This is a genomic window from Ruegeria sp. THAF57 (genome assembly GCF_903914075.1).
Lineage (GTDB): Bacteria > Pseudomonadota > Alphaproteobacteria > Rhodobacterales > Rhodobacteraceae > Ruegeria.
In genome coordinates, this window is the sequence record NZ_CAIWNQ010000001.1 from 189,516 (window position 1) to 203,199 (window position 13,684).

General features: G+C 50.9%; 13 protein-coding genes and 1 tRNA gene. 7 read left to right on the plus strand and 7 right to left on the minus strand.

The genetic code is table 11. From position 1 onward, the window contains the following. Positions 1-45: 45 nt before the first annotated feature. Entirely contained in the window at positions 46-1,227 is a 1,182-nt protein-coding gene (locus RUESEDTHA_RS00880) for a dipeptidase (RefSeq protein ID WP_180883586.1), read from the plus strand. A gap of 48 nt (positions 1,228-1,275) precedes the next feature. On the opposite strand, the gene rpoH is transcribed toward RUESEDTHA_RS00880, so the two are convergent. Both rpoH and RUESEDTHA_RS00890 read right to left on the minus strand, forming a co-directional pair. Continuing rightward, positions 1,276-2,172 carry an RNA polymerase sigma factor RpoH gene (rpoH, locus tag RUESEDTHA_RS00885; RefSeq protein ID WP_170383778.1) on the minus strand — a complete coding sequence of 299 codons (897 nt, stop codon included), beginning with the start codon at positions 2,170-2,172 and terminating at the stop codon, positions 1,276-1,278. 146 nt (positions 2,173-2,318) lie between these two features. Further along, on the minus strand, positions 2,319-3,353 hold the full coding sequence (locus tag RUESEDTHA_RS00890; protein ID WP_180883587.1) for an RluA family pseudouridine synthase: 1,035 nt from the start codon (positions 3,351-3,353) through the stop codon (positions 2,319-2,321). Between RUESEDTHA_RS00890 and RUESEDTHA_RS00895 the strand changes: the two genes are divergently transcribed. From RUESEDTHA_RS00895 to RUESEDTHA_RS00910, 4 genes are all read left to right on the plus strand, one after another. After that, positions 3,352-3,654, plus strand: coding sequence for a DUF6476 family protein (locus RUESEDTHA_RS00895; RefSeq protein WP_180883588.1), 303 nt, complete (start codon positions 3,352-3,354; stop codon positions 3,652-3,654). The two genes, RUESEDTHA_RS00890 and RUESEDTHA_RS00895, sit on opposite strands and share 2 nt — an antisense overlap. Positions 3,655-3,929: 275 nt before the next feature. Then, positions 3,930-5,393 carry a glycosyltransferase family 2 protein gene (locus RUESEDTHA_RS00900; RefSeq protein WP_255431571.1) on the plus strand — a complete coding sequence of 488 codons (1,464 nt, stop codon included), beginning with the start codon at positions 3,930-3,932 and terminating at the stop codon, positions 5,391-5,393. Continuing rightward, positions 5,383-6,399 carry a glycosyltransferase family 2 protein gene (locus RUESEDTHA_RS00905; protein WP_180883589.1) on the plus strand — a complete coding sequence of 339 codons (1,017 nt, stop codon included), beginning with the start codon at positions 5,383-5,385 and terminating at the stop codon, positions 6,397-6,399. The genes RUESEDTHA_RS00900 and RUESEDTHA_RS00905 overlap by 11 nt, the downstream gene beginning before the upstream one ends. Positions 6,400-6,752: 353 nt before the next feature. Further along, a complete protein-coding gene (locus RUESEDTHA_RS00910; protein ID WP_180883590.1) occupies positions 6,753-7,316 on the plus strand; it encodes a class I SAM-dependent methyltransferase in 564 nt (187 codons plus the stop codon). Between the two features lie 220 nt (positions 7,317-7,536). Here the strand turns inward: RUESEDTHA_RS00910 and RUESEDTHA_RS00915 are convergent, their stop codons facing one another. The 4 genes from RUESEDTHA_RS00915 to RUESEDTHA_RS00930 all read right to left on the minus strand — a co-directional run bounded on the left by RUESEDTHA_RS00915 (position 7,537) and on the right by RUESEDTHA_RS00930 (position 11,264). Continuing rightward, positions 7,537-8,556, minus strand: coding sequence for a glycosyltransferase family 2 protein (locus RUESEDTHA_RS00915; protein WP_180883591.1), 1,020 nt, complete (start codon positions 8,554-8,556; stop codon positions 7,537-7,539). A 135-nt stretch (positions 8,557-8,691) separates the two neighbouring features. Further along, positions 8,692-9,465 (minus strand): sulfotransferase family 2 domain-containing protein, encoded by a 774-nt coding sequence (locus RUESEDTHA_RS00920; RefSeq protein ID WP_255431614.1) that lies wholly within the window; start codon positions 9,463-9,465, stop codon positions 8,692-8,694. 18 nt (positions 9,466-9,483) lie between these two features. Further along, on the minus strand, positions 9,484-10,302 hold the full coding sequence (locus RUESEDTHA_RS00925; protein WP_180883593.1) for a hypothetical protein: 819 nt from the start codon (positions 10,300-10,302) through the stop codon (positions 9,484-9,486). Between the two features lie 215 nt (positions 10,303-10,517). Beyond that, positions 10,518-11,264 carry a sulfotransferase domain-containing protein gene (locus RUESEDTHA_RS00930; RefSeq protein WP_180883594.1) on the minus strand — a complete coding sequence of 249 codons (747 nt, stop codon included), beginning with the start codon at positions 11,262-11,264 and terminating at the stop codon, positions 10,518-10,520. Positions 11,265-11,734: 470 nt separating this feature from the next. Between RUESEDTHA_RS00930 and RUESEDTHA_RS00935 the strand changes: the two genes are divergently transcribed. After that, a complete protein-coding gene (locus RUESEDTHA_RS00935) occupies positions 11,735-12,634 on the plus strand; it encodes an FkbM family methyltransferase (protein ID WP_180883595.1) in 900 nt (299 codons plus the stop codon). 154 nt (positions 12,635-12,788) lie between these two features. On the opposite strand, the gene RUESEDTHA_RS00940 is transcribed toward RUESEDTHA_RS00935, so the two are convergent. After that, positions 12,789-12,875 (minus strand) — tRNA-Leu (locus tag RUESEDTHA_RS00940). Between the two features lie 142 nt (positions 12,876-13,017). Between RUESEDTHA_RS00940 and RUESEDTHA_RS00945 the strand changes: the two genes are divergently transcribed. After that, complete coding sequence (locus RUESEDTHA_RS00945) at positions 13,018-13,677, plus strand: DsbA family oxidoreductase (protein WP_180883596.1); 660 nt, start codon at positions 13,018-13,020, stop codon at positions 13,675-13,677. Positions 13,678-13,684: the final 7 nt, after the last annotated feature.

A 13,684-nucleotide genomic window follows, 5' to 3' on the forward strand; every position in this document is an offset into this window, starting at 1 on the left:
AGGCATTCTCCGTAACCTAGCCGCCAATAAGGAGAGGGAGAGCAAATGCGCAGGTTTTTCAAATGGGTTGGTATTCTGATCACCGTCACGGTGATTGTCGGGGCGTTGGTTTTCTTCGTGTTTCTACCGCCTTACATCGAAGCGGAACGCAACAATGTCATCGCGCACGCCCCCTATGACGTTACGAATGATGCCGCCGCCTTGCACGAGACCCTCATCGTCGGTGATCTTCACGCCGACCCTTTGCTGTGGAGCCGGGACCTGACCGAGCGTGGGACACGCGGACAGGTCGATATCCCGCGTCTTATCGAAGGAAACGTGGCCCTGCAGGTTTTCACCGCTGTAACGAAATCTCCGGCGGGCCAGAACTATGAAGCCAATTCCTCGGACTCGTTTGACAACATCACCCTTTTGGCCGTCGGCCAGTTATGGCCGCTGCGTACATGGGGCAGCCTGAAGGAACGCGCGATATATCAGGCAGAAAAGCTCCACCAGTTCGAGGCCGCGTCCAATGGCCAGCTTAAAGTCGTTAAGACACGAGATGATCTGGAACAGGTGCTTGAAGCGCGCGCCGCGGGCAAGCCAATCGTAGGCGGAATTCTGGGCATCGAAGGTAGTCATCCACTGGAAGGTGATTTGACCAATCTGAATGACATTTTCGACGCCGGGCATCGGGTGTTCGGGCTTCACCACTTTTTCGACAATGAACTGGGTGCCTCGCTTCACGGGCAGGCAAATACCGGACTGTCGGATTTCGGGCGTGAGGTCGTAGCAGAGTTGGCGGCGATGCCAGTTGTGATCGACCTTGCGCATTCCAGCCCGCAGGTCGCGCGGGACGTGATCGCGATGACAGACGTCCCCCTGATCGTCAGCCACGGTGGGTTGCATGGGTTCTGCCCTGTCAAACGGAACTATCCTGACGATCTGATGCTGGATATCGCCGAAACCGGGGGCGTCGTTGGCATGGGATATTGGGCGGATGTCACCTGTGGGGACATCACGCCAACCGGTATCGCCAAGATGATCAAGGCCGCCGTTGAAACACTTGGCGAAAACCATGTTTCGCTTGGGTCAGATTATGACGGGTCGGTCGAGACCGCATTTGACACCTCCGAACTGGCGGCTCTGACCTCTGCCCTTCTGACCGAAGGGTTGACCGAGGATCAAGTCCGCAAGGTGATGGGCGGAAACATGGTGCGCGTGTTCAGGCAACAGCTTGCCCAGTAACAAAAAAAGCCCGCCAACTTCGGCGGGCTTTTACAGAATTAGGATGGCTTAAACCGTTCCCAGCATTCCCTTTTCACGCGCGAGATCACGCATCTTTTTCTGCAGCTTTTCAAACGCGCGCACCTCAATCTGACGAATGCGTTCACGGCTGACATTGTACTGCGTGCTCAACTCTTCCAGCGTGACGGCCTGATCCATCAGACGGCGCTGAGTCAGAATGTCCTTCTCACGGTCATTCAGAACCTCCAAAGCAGCAGCCAGTAGCTCGCGCCGTGCGTCCAATTCATCACGCGCCTCATAGTCACCAGCTTGGTCGGCATCTTCGTCCTCAAGCCAGTCCTGCCACTGCATGGTGCCTTCGCCTTCGGACCCAACCGTCGCGTTGAGCGAAGCATCGCCACCGGACATCCGGCGGTTCATGCTGATCACTTCCTCTTCGGTCACGCCCAGATCGTTGGCGATCTGTGTCACGTTTTCGGGACGCAAGTCGCCCTCTTCCAACGCGCCGATACGGGCTTTGGCCTTGCGTAGGTTAAAGAACAGCTTTTTCTGCGCCGAAGTCGTACCCAGCTTTACCAGCGACCACGACCGCAGGATATACTCCTGAATCGAGGCACGAATCCACCACATCGCATAGGTCGCCAGGCGGAAGCCCTTTTCAGGGTCAAACCGTTTCACGGCCTGCATCAGACCCACATTGGCCTCTGAGATCACCTCGGCCTGTGGCAATCCATAGCCGCGATAGCCCATGGCGATCTTTGCCGCCAACCGCAGGTGCGATGTGACCATTTTATGCGCGGATTCAGTATCTTGCTCCTCCACCCAACGCTTGGCGAGCATATATTCTTCTTCCGGCTCCAGCAGGGGAAACTTGCGAATTTCCTGCATATAGCGGTTCAGTCCGCCTTCCGGCGTCGGCGCGGGGAGATTTGCGTAATTTGCCATGTTTCATGTCCCTCCGACAAATGTTTAGTTCGTTAACATAGGATATGGGAGGTCATCCCGATCCATTCAAGAGGTACCGTTAACAGTTTGGAATTAACGATCTATAAAGGAAAGATAAGAACGCGTTACTCACAATGGTTTGCACATTATGACAGTGGCGCGCGAAGCCGATCAATCAGATTCTCCATGTCTTCGGGAAGTTTTGCCTCAAACCGCAAAGATTCGCCTGTGACCGGGTGCTCAAAACCCAATACAGCCGCGTGCAAGGCCTGTCTGGGAAAGGCGCGCACCGCCTCGGCAGTTGCGGGATCAAAGGCTTTGGCGGCCAGCTTTCGCTTGCCTCCATAGACCGGATCACCGACCAAACCATGCCCCACATGCGCCATATGGACTCGGATTTGATGCGTGCGTCCCGTTTCCAGCCAGCATTCGATAAGAGCCAACCCAGCAGGAGCGCCAAAGGTCTCAACGACCCGCGCCCGCGTCACCGCGTGCCTGCCGCCATGAAACAGAACGGCCTGCCTTTGACGATCCGTCTTGTGGCGGGCCAGTTGCGTGGTCAAACGCATGACATTGCCGGGCTCAAAACTGACACCCTTGACCCCGCGCAATCTGGGATCGTTCGCATCCGGCACCCCGTAGCAGATGGCGCGGTAGTATCTTTCGACCGTATGCGCCTCAAACTGGGCGGCCAAACCGTGATGCGCGGCATCTGATTTAGCGACGACCAGCAAGCCACTGGTTTCTTTATCAATTCTATGGACGATGCCGGGGCGTTTTACACCACCAACGCCGGACAATTCTGATCCGCAATGATGCAGCAGCGCGTTTACCAGCGTCCCGTTCGGAGACCCCGGCGCTGGATGAACCACCATCCCTGCCGGTTTGTTGATAACGATCAAATCATCGTCTTCAAACACGACATCCAAAGGAATATCTTCGGGGCCGATATGGCTGTCCTCGGCTTCTGCAACGGTGACTATGACCATGGCCCCTTCTGTGACCTTGGCCTTAGGATCCGTGACCTGAGAACCGTCAACCAGAACAGCGCCGCTTTCGATCAGACGCCCCAATCGGGTACGCGAAAGGTTTTCCTCGGCTGGCACATCACGCGAAAGCGCCTTATCAAGGCGTGACGGCGGATCAGCCGCGATGTGAAATTCAATCTGGCGAGTGCCCATGACTGTCCCTTCCGAACCCCAAGAACCGCTGGAAACGCCGCAGATCAGATTGTTGCGGCGAATGGTCATGCTGCTGACCGCGGTGATGATTGGCGGCGTTCTAGTGACATTCGCCCTGATTGTCATCCGGCTATCGGACAGAACCCCCACCCTGCCCGACCAGATCGAACTGCCGGGCGGCGCAAAGGCACAGGCTGTGACAATTGGCAACAATTGGTACGCGGTCGTGACCGATGACAATCGTATTTTGATATTTGACAAAACAACCGGAAAGCTGCGCAGCGAGGTTCAGGTCAAGTAACGCCTTAGAAAGACGGGATGTGTTCTGCTTGCCCGACGTCACCAGATCGAGCAATTGGACATCCTTTCCAGTCTGCGGTGCAACTTGAACCATCAGGTTCCTTTTGGAAGTTCAAAAATATCCGTTTCCTCCCGATTGTGGAATTTAACTTGAAGATTGAATTTGCTACAAAATAACCGTGACCTTCACCATGCCTGAAATGCCTCGAACGTCCTGGATTGCGGAAAACCCTCGTAAGACCTGATAATCGCCGAAACAAAAGGCGCGGAGAACTAATGCCCAAACACCGCTTCACGATCATGTCCATGATGAAGGATGAAGGTCATTCGTTGGTGGAATGGGTCGCCTATCATAAGCACATAGGTTTCGATAATATTGTTGTTTACACAAACGACTGCACCGACGGCACAGACGACATGCTGATCCGTCTGCAAGAGCTGGGATGGGTACAACACTTCCGCAACGACGTACCCGAGGGGCGCAAACCGCAGCCAAATGCCCTTGCGCTTGGAACCAGAAATCCGGAAGTGACCGACAGCGAATGGATTCTGACGATGGACGCGGACGAATTCCTTTCGATCAAAGTTGGGCGCGGCTGGATCACAGACCTTGTAGAGAACATTGACCCCAAGGCGGACGGGATTGCCATTACTTGGCGCTTCTTTGGATCGAATAATCTGACTCGATGGGATCCGGGGTTGGCGATCGAAGCCTATACGCGATCTGCGCCGGATAAGTTTCCAAAAGGCTGGGGGGTGAAAACCCTCTTTAAGCCATATCGGGACATGAAGCTTGGCATCCACCGACCGCACATAAAGAAAGCCAAGAAACTTCCCGCCAATGCCAAACTGCTGTTGGACCAGTTCTGGTTAAACGGATCAGGCGATCCCATGCCGCACGAGTTTTCTTTGTCAGGCTGGCGCTCTACGAAACCGACCTTGGGCTACGACTTGGTCGAAATGAACCACTATGCGGTCAAGTCCTACGAGTCATATTTGCTCAGGCGCATTCGCGGCAATGTGAACAATAAACCTGATAAATATAACGCCGCCTATTTTGCGTTGTTTGACCGAAACGAGTCAGAAGCCACCAACGTGAAGCGCCATGTTCGTGCAACCAAACGAAAAATCGAAGCAATCCTGGCCGATCCGATCATGCGGGAACTGCAGGATAAAGCGATCCACCACCATGAAAACCGCGTTCGACAACTGCGCGAAACCGAAGAATACGAAGGATGGCTGGAAGAATTGAAGGCAGCAGGTCAGGTTCCATTGAACAAGCTTGACGAAGTTCTCTTTGTTCAACACCTGCCAAAAGAATGGCAGTTGAAGGTCAAAGAACTGCAGGCACAAGGAGTATCCGACGGCGAGATTGCCAAAATGATCGCTCAGACCCAGACGGCGAAGAAAGGTCAAACACGCAAAGAGTTGCTTGAGCTTTCAGGCAAGGCCCCGGCAAACAACCTTGAAGGCGAAGAACCGGGGAGCAATAACCGAATGGATGACGAAAACGGCCCGGACAATCCATTTATGAACACTGAGGCTGCCGCAGGTTTGGGTGTACCATTGTCTAAGGACCGCACTCTTAAAATGGCGTTGGCCGCTCAAGCGGCAGATGAGACCGACAACCGCGTTTCTGACGTGGTAGGAAAGGCCCAATCCGTGAAACACGCAGTTGGCAGATGCAGTGCCAAGCAGGCATTGATACGACCGACCAACGGGGATGAGGATGAAAACTGAAGACACCCCCCCGAAGGCAGGCCGCAAGCTGTTGCTTTCTACGGTAAAAAACGAAGGAATATACCTGCTGGAATGGCTTGCCTATCACAAGTCAATAGGCATTGACGATTTCTGCATCTTTTCCAACGACTGCAGCGATGGCACCAATCTAATGCTCAACCGCCTTGATCAGCTGGGGGTGGTCCGTCACTTTGATAACCCCATCGGCCCGAGGATGGACCCACAGCGCGCTGCCTACTCACGAGCGAACCGAATGGACTGGGTGCGGGATGCCGATTGGGTGCTCATACTTGACGCAGATGAATTCCTGAACGTCCACGTAGGTGATCGCAGCATAGATGCACTGATCGACAATTGTGGCGCGCCAGACGCGATATCTGTCAACTGGCGCCTTATGGGATCATGCGGGCTGGAACAGTGGGATCCAGAAGCCCTGGTCACGGAACGCTTCACGCGCGGATCAACTTTCGAGGCCCCTGAAAACGGTTTGGTTTGGGGCTTTAAAACGCTGTTTCGCCCTGCAACGTTCGACTATTTCGGAGTGCACCGCCCCCGCTTTTTCAAACACCGTGAGATCGAACCTGACATGGCGCGCTGGACAAACGCGGACGGAAAGCCAATGGGCGGGAATATTCTTCAAAAAGGATGGCGCGGCAGCCGAGACAACGTCACAGGTAAATCGGCTCAAGTAAATCACTATGCGGTCAAAAGCCGGGAAGAGTTTTTGCTCAAGCGGTTACGTGGAACCGCCAATTCCAAAAACAAAGACCGCATCGACATGGAGTATTTTGGGAAATACGACATCAACACAAACCATGACGATTCAATCGACACGGCCGCTATTCGTTCGATTGTGTCAGATTGGCTGACAGATGGAGATTTGGCGGCACTGCTTCGATCCTGCCACGACTGCGCGCGCCGTGTTCTGGATTATCAACTTGAGGCTTCCGAGTTTCGTCAGTTTGTTGACACCGGGCACTATCCTTCCACCGACGCAAAGTATTAGTGAATTTCTTTAATCCCCCAAGGGAAGTATCATCAAGCTCTGAAGGTTGCGTTTGTTATTTTTTCGGGGCTGTTAGCATTTAGAAACTTCCATGTGGGTCATTTGCGCTCAACGGGATTGCGCCAGGTCTGCAGCTTTCGCTTGTTTGACAGAACACAAGACGCTGCCGTCTATCCTATTTCTGGGAACAATCGTATTTTCGAAGAAAGCCTCGAACATATAGCTTTCAACCTTCACCGAAACGACAAGCAGAGACCGGTCTTTCTGAAAGTACTGGAACAGGCTATTGTAACATTGAAAAGACGAACTTACCCACTGTCTTACCTGTTCCCCCCCTTAGTCTGAGGTTTCAAATGAAGTATCACCAATTTCGCGAGAGGATGGTCTCAAAACTTGTGGCAAAAGGGGGCGTCATAGCTGAAATTGGTGTGTTTCGCGGGCGTTTCAGCGAGCGGCTTCTTGAAATCGCTGAACCAAAAAAGATTTATCTTGTGGATCCTTGGAACAATAAGGACGACCCTGACCTAGAAGAAAGCTGGTATCATTCATCCTCTCCTAATGACATGAATTTAATTTTTTCTAGTGTCTGCGAACGATTTTCCGAACGCATTGACAACGGGCAAGTAGAAATTCTTCGAGGCACCTCTAACGACCTTGCAGCCCTTGCGGTTGAAGAAAGCCTCGATTTTGCATACATCGACGGGGACCACAGGTTCGAGGGCGTACTCAAAGACCTAAACACACTAGCAAGTCTCGTCAAAGTTGGCGGCATTTTGATGCTGGACGACTACAATACGGGTAAATGGTGGGGTGACGGCGTCGTACGTGCTTTGAACTGTTTTCTTGGCGAACATCCCGCCAATTGGAGAATAGTCCGCGTAGCAGGCACACAGATTGCAATTCGGAGGCTGCAATAAGGCTTTACGGCTAAATTGGCTACTTATGTGGAGCCAAAAGGAAGTGGTTAAACTATTCGCAGCGGACACTGTGAAAGTACATTTGCGAACTTGTTCGTAACACCTTGTTTCCAAATTTTCCCGTTTTTAGCTTTCGGCGACAGGCGTAGCCTTCGGTGAACGCAGTTTTGACCCACATTGTGTCCTGTTGACCGTTTCGTCGTTAGCTTTACCGAGCTTATCATGGCACCTTGTTCAGGGTCTGCAGCCCTGGGTTGCGTGCGACGTATCGTTTAATTCGTGCCAGTAGAGATTTGACAGCTTTTTGTTCTCTTAGTTCATTTATTAGTTTATGCGCTCCGTTGACGGCCGCGTAGTGAAGCTGTCTCAATTCCGAATCCCGCAGCAAGTCTGCTCTTGCAGCTCGTAGATCGTCAACATGCCGCGAAATCGAACTGTCGTAGTAGTCGTTATGGTCGTATCTACGCCAATACTTCATACCGTACGATGTGTCCGGATGAGCTGAAGAACCTCTGGCCACTTTGAGAAGAAAACTTTCAACGGAGCGCAGTGCATAGTGGTTTAGCTGTACCAAATCAAAGCCGTAATCCGGCCTGACCAGAGCTTTTACAGTCTTCGTCATGTCTACATTAGACAGATCAAAACCCGAACCGTTGACAGGGTGCAATTTGTTCAATTTTTCGGCTGCAAACAGGGGCGAATGGTTCGACCAGGAAATTGGTTCCGACGATTTGTGCGTTAAAGTCTTAGTGCCTCGCTTGTTTAATTCTCTAGTGTAAACCGAAGTTTGATCCCAACCATGATCAAACAAGGAAGTTTGGAGTTCGTCGGCGTAAATCCAATTGCCGCTATGCCCAAAGTTCTGTTGCGACAGGGAAATCAAGTTGGCGTAAGGCAAGGCGTCAAACAGGTCTTTCAACATTCCGTTACCAACTTTGACATTTATGAACTCGTCTACATCAAGGGAAGCCACCCAATCGGACCGAGCAAGTCGATTGCCAGAGTTTAGATACTTTAGCGCCGCGATAATGTGCATTTTACCGCCAGTCAAAGCCGTTGGGTTTGGCAAGTGACGAACCAAACCAAGTTCATCCAGTCTCTCTAGCATTAGGTCCGTGCCATCTGTGCAAGAATTGGAGAATACAATTGGATCATTGATTCCGATCATCCTATGGTAAGCGACCCATTCCAGAATGAACGGAGCTTCATTTCGCATGCAGGTGACCGAAGTAATTCGCATCAGTTATATCTTTCAATTTTAGGAGCTCAGATGTAACGCTCTGGATATCATCCGTCAAAAATGCAGACTGTTTTCATCTGCCTTGCGGTTCGCGTGCTACGTACAAAAGTGATGTTAAACGTCCAAATGAAAGGTTCATCTGAACGCTGCAGATCGCCAAACCTCTCGCCAATCTGGGGGCTGGTACAAAGGCGCACTCGCAGTTGACGAAGTATAGCCAAAATTGGCAATCTCGCGTGCAAAACGTAATCGAACTGCGTTATCCATCTCATTGTCGAAGGTTAGGTTGACGTTAGTTTTCTGGGGGCGAATCCCAGACTTGCTCCGCACATCACTCAACTTCACTGAAACGGGCAATCCAAGACTCTTTGCCACGCGGCTCAAGTCTTCCTCAATGCACTCGTACCGAATAAGGTTGTCAATAAGTGGGACCCATTGATGGGAATACATATGAAATGCTTCGCAAGGATCTTTCACTGGAGAAAGTACAAACTTTCTAAACAAACCCTGCATCTCTGTCGGTCCCAGAGCTTCCAAAGTCTGGTCAGGCTCCAGCACCTGCTCAGGCGTTTGATGCAGCTTCCAATAAAAACTGGAAACCATTTTTTCCCAAGGATTCCTTTCGCTTGTAATGATTCGGTAGTCGCGAATTTTGCTCCCCAAAATACTGATTGCGCTTTTCAATCCAGAGTGCTGTCGAATGACCCGGGGTTTACCAGATCGCCTATCAGGAATCTTTGCATTCCGAAAATTCAACCACGGCATCTGATTTAGCTCTGGTTCGGGAGGAACAATCCGAGAAATTATGTCTTCGGGCCCACAAGCCCGGGCCAGCGCCACTTCTAGGCTTGTACCAGCCGTTTTCATCGTTTTTATGAAAACAAACTTGTAGCTGTGACAAATAATCATGCCCAAACCTTGCCTTATTCACTGACCTCGCTTCAAATGCGAAACGTCTATTCCGAGTTTGCTTTGCATCCGCCCAACAAAACTGTTCGGATGGGGTCTGCGAGTTTTGTGAAAGTTAGACAACGCGTGCGACCATAGGTGCACAGCTTCGGTGTCGGCCGACATCCAGCCCTCGGCTCCCCCATAAGGGTTAAACAAGACATCCGAGTATTGCCATGGAACCGAGAAGAAGGCTTCCCGCCGTCGTACTTCCGAGATTTCGTCAGTTTGTCTTAGAGCATATGACAAGGCCATCGGCCCCATGGATGACCGTTTGACCTTGTAGAGGCCACTTAGCAGCTGCTGCTCCGGAAAGTCTGCCAACTTGGCGCGGAGAGCAGGTCTTAGCCAGGGAGGTTGATGGTGGGGTTTAGCAATGAAATCGAGTAGCAACTTTAGTGATCCACTATCTGCTGGCGTACGCAAAACGGCGTTGCAGATCTTGTGGTTTGGACTTTCGTAGCCGACTGCGAAACCATTCTCATTGAGAGTGATTGGTTTCACAGCAACCATATCGGCATCAATCCAAATCTCGTCTCTTTTCTCCATGAGATGTAAGCGGAATATATCCGCCACCATGGACGGGCCGACGTCTTGCAGAAATTCTTGGTCCGGTGCAAAAATATCTGAGGCATCAGCCACTTCAACCCCGTCCGGCACACCGCTGATTGCTGAATATGTGTAGAGCTTCACGCTATGACCAACCGCCAGAAAGGACGTCAGACTAAGTTGTTCGATCCATGACAAGGGTCGGCCAACCCACAATGTGGCCACGGCCGGAAAACTCTTTGTTATCATTTACTTTTCCCTACCGAGACTTTACGAAGAACAACTCTGCTCCCTAAAATACAGTTCAGCGCACTATTACTCATACTACACAGTTTGGGGTGCGCAACGGGCTTAATCTCTATCCGACCCGATTTGATGGGATAATATTAATTTCCGGTCGTTATATTGATTTTTTCCCCTATACCTCAATCCAGCCATATCCACTATGTGCGTAAAGTTTGGGGCTAATTTTTGATTTTTGAAGCAGGCAAACACTCCTTTACCCACTTTCGATCTGTAGCGTATCCAAGTTCGATCAAAGCATCTCCAAATTTTTGAACGTAAACCTCTGCTACCTCTCGAGAGAGCTTACTACGCCATTGTTGTGTAGCGCCGCTGGAGATATGAGATTTAACTCTACCAGTCCGATCAGACCGGTCTGAAATTCCCCCAAACAGGCTGTTTGCCCAATACGATTTAACTAGGCCGTCTGCGTCAAAACCATCGACACTCATATGAACAAGAGCGCCCCTAAAGCGCTCGCAATCTCTGTCTTCGATCAAATCCTCGTACCGTAGATCCACCACTTGTTCGTGCCCGTATGGCCAAGCAAGCATATCGCGTACCGTGCTCGCATGCTTTCCGTCCATCTCAAAAACCATTTGAGAAATAAGGTCAGGTTGTGAGGCAAGTTTCTGATGATATGAAAGCCCTCCCAGCCCGGGATCAGGACGATGGAGCCAACTTTCGTGAGAGTGTTTGGGCTTGAGGTGGTAGCGATGCCCAGAAATCAAGACATCTCGCGGATCCCTAATAACATGGAAGAAACGAGCGCGAGAATCGTTAAATAACTGCTTTGGAAACCGAGAGTCCCAGTTTACACAAAGCGCAGGGCCCTCTTCCGGTAGAACATCTTCAATTTTCGTTCTTGCTGACATCCGTACTGTAGGAATGCTGTTGGCATCCGTGTACTTCCGGAAAGTTCGGCGCATCCAAACGGTACCTGTTTTATGATGCGTTCCGAGGCAAAGAAAACGTGGCACAACGGACCTATTATTGTTCTTGCAACTCAGAGAAACCCCGGGAATCACAGCTACTTCCACCGATCGAATGTCAACTCAACGAACAGACAAGTCTCAACCTACATTCAGTAACCAGCTAGATTGTTTTCAGAAGCGTGGTCAAGAGTCGCAATACAACAAAACTAATTCAGATATCACTACTTGCACAGGCGAAAAACACTTCTCATTCCGGACGCACAGAATAGCTCCTTCGCCTTCAAACCTTTCATAGTCAGCGATGAGTTCTGATTGTAGAGTGGATTCTCAACAGGGCTTCTTGCATCGCTGCTCGGAACTACACAGTGCACTAAAGCTTAAGTTGAGCATACAAGATGAGGCTGCCATTATTGGGATTAGCTTTCCGAAGCCTTTTTCAAAAAACAACCAAGAGAAGAACACCAGTGGAGCAGCCGGTAAAAAAACCTTCCCATGCTGATCAGCGACGAAAAGTACTGACATCACAACTTAAACCATCAAGACTTGTTCGGATTTGCGACGTGGGGGCAAATCCACTATCTGAACCACCCTACAGCGGTCTGTTAATGGATGGAGTAGCAGAGATAATTGGTTTTGAACCAAACCCGGACGCGTTTGCAAAGCTTCAGCAGACCAAAAGTGAGTATGAAACTTATTTTCAGCAAGCTGTAGGAACACAGGGGCATCGGACTTTATATCTGCATCCTCTTTCAGGTTTTTCTTCCCTGTTTCCCATGGATAAGACCGCGCTGGCACAAATCGGTAAAGAAAAGTGGTTGCGAGAAGGAAAAGTGCGCCAAATGGACGTGCAAACTGCACCTTTGGATGCAATAGAAGGTCTAGAGAAAGTTGATGTCCTAAAGATGGACCTTCAGGGTGCAGAACTAGAAGTCATCCAAGGCGGCGCACGGACTCTTGAGGATTGCGTTACTATCGTGACCGAAGTTCGTTTTCACCGTATCTACGAGAACGAACCACTATTTGGCGACGTCGATTTGGCGCTACGAGAACGAGGCTTCAAACTACATAAGTTCTTATTCACCAAATCCGTGATGATGCCCCACGCTCATGAGCATGACGTACGTCGCCCTCAACTAACAAGCCAACTACTTGATGGTGATGCAGTTTATATTCGCGAGGGCGATCTAAAGGTAATTCTAAACTCAGACCAACTAATCTATTTATCCTTCGCGGCGGACTCGATTTTTGACAGTCCCGACTTAGCATTGATGTGCCTGGATGTTTTGGTTGCTCGTAAGAATATCGACGCTTCTTTGCCCAGAGAGTACATAAGCCATTTTCGAACAAAGCAGCGTAATTTTTAGGTCCTTTGACAAATGAATGGATCGAGGCGCGACATGGCCCTGAATAGCGGTTTGTGCAAACCAAATCAGATCTAGCGCTTACGCAGAAATTGAACAGTCATTCCATCGCGAACCCAATCTAAGTATCTGGAACAAATTTTCTTACGGGATTGAATGGTGCGGTCGAGAAGACTCGAACTTCCACGGGTGTTACCCCACAGCGACCTCAACGCTGCGCGTCTACCAATTCCGCCACGACCGCACTGTATGTGACTTGGTAGAGGCGCATATAGACGGTGCGGAACGGGATGTGAAGAGGCAAAAAACAAGCCGGATTGAATTCCTTTTCGACCTTCATATCTGTATCACAGATTTCACTTTGCCACCTGATCCGGAGATGCATCATGACTTCATCAGACACGCGCCCGATCATCCAGATCGACATTGTCTCGGATGTGGTATGCCCGTGGTGTATTGTTGGCTTCCGGCAGCTTGATCTGGCGCTGCAGCAACAGGGGGTGCTTGCGCAACTCCGATGGCACCCGTTTGAATTGAACCCTGCCATGGGGGCCAAAGGGCAAAACCTGCGCGAGCACATGGCTGAGAAATACGGGTCTACAGCCGAGCAAAGTCAGCAGGCGCGTGATCGGTTGACGCAGATCGGCGCAGAGTTGGATTTCTCGTTCAATTTCGACGATGAGTCTCGGATCTACAATACCTTTGCCGCGCACCAGCTTTTGGACTGGGCCGAATCCCAAGGGCGTCAACACCCGCTGAAGATGGCTCTGTTTGAGGCATATTTCATTGACCAGAAGGATGTTTCCGATCCCAAAGTGCTTCTCGAAGCTGCTGAAGCCGTCGGATTGGACAGGGTCGCCGGACAGCAGGCTCTTTCCTCTGGTGCCCACGTCCAACCAGTGCGACAGAAGCAGGAGTTCTGGACCAGTCGCGGCATCTCGGGCGTGCCTTCGATGGTGTTTGGCGGCAAGTACCTTGTAACGGGGGCGCAGGGTCAAGATACCTATGCGCAAATCCTTAGGCGCTGTTTGGCAGAGGCGGCGTAACCCCTTT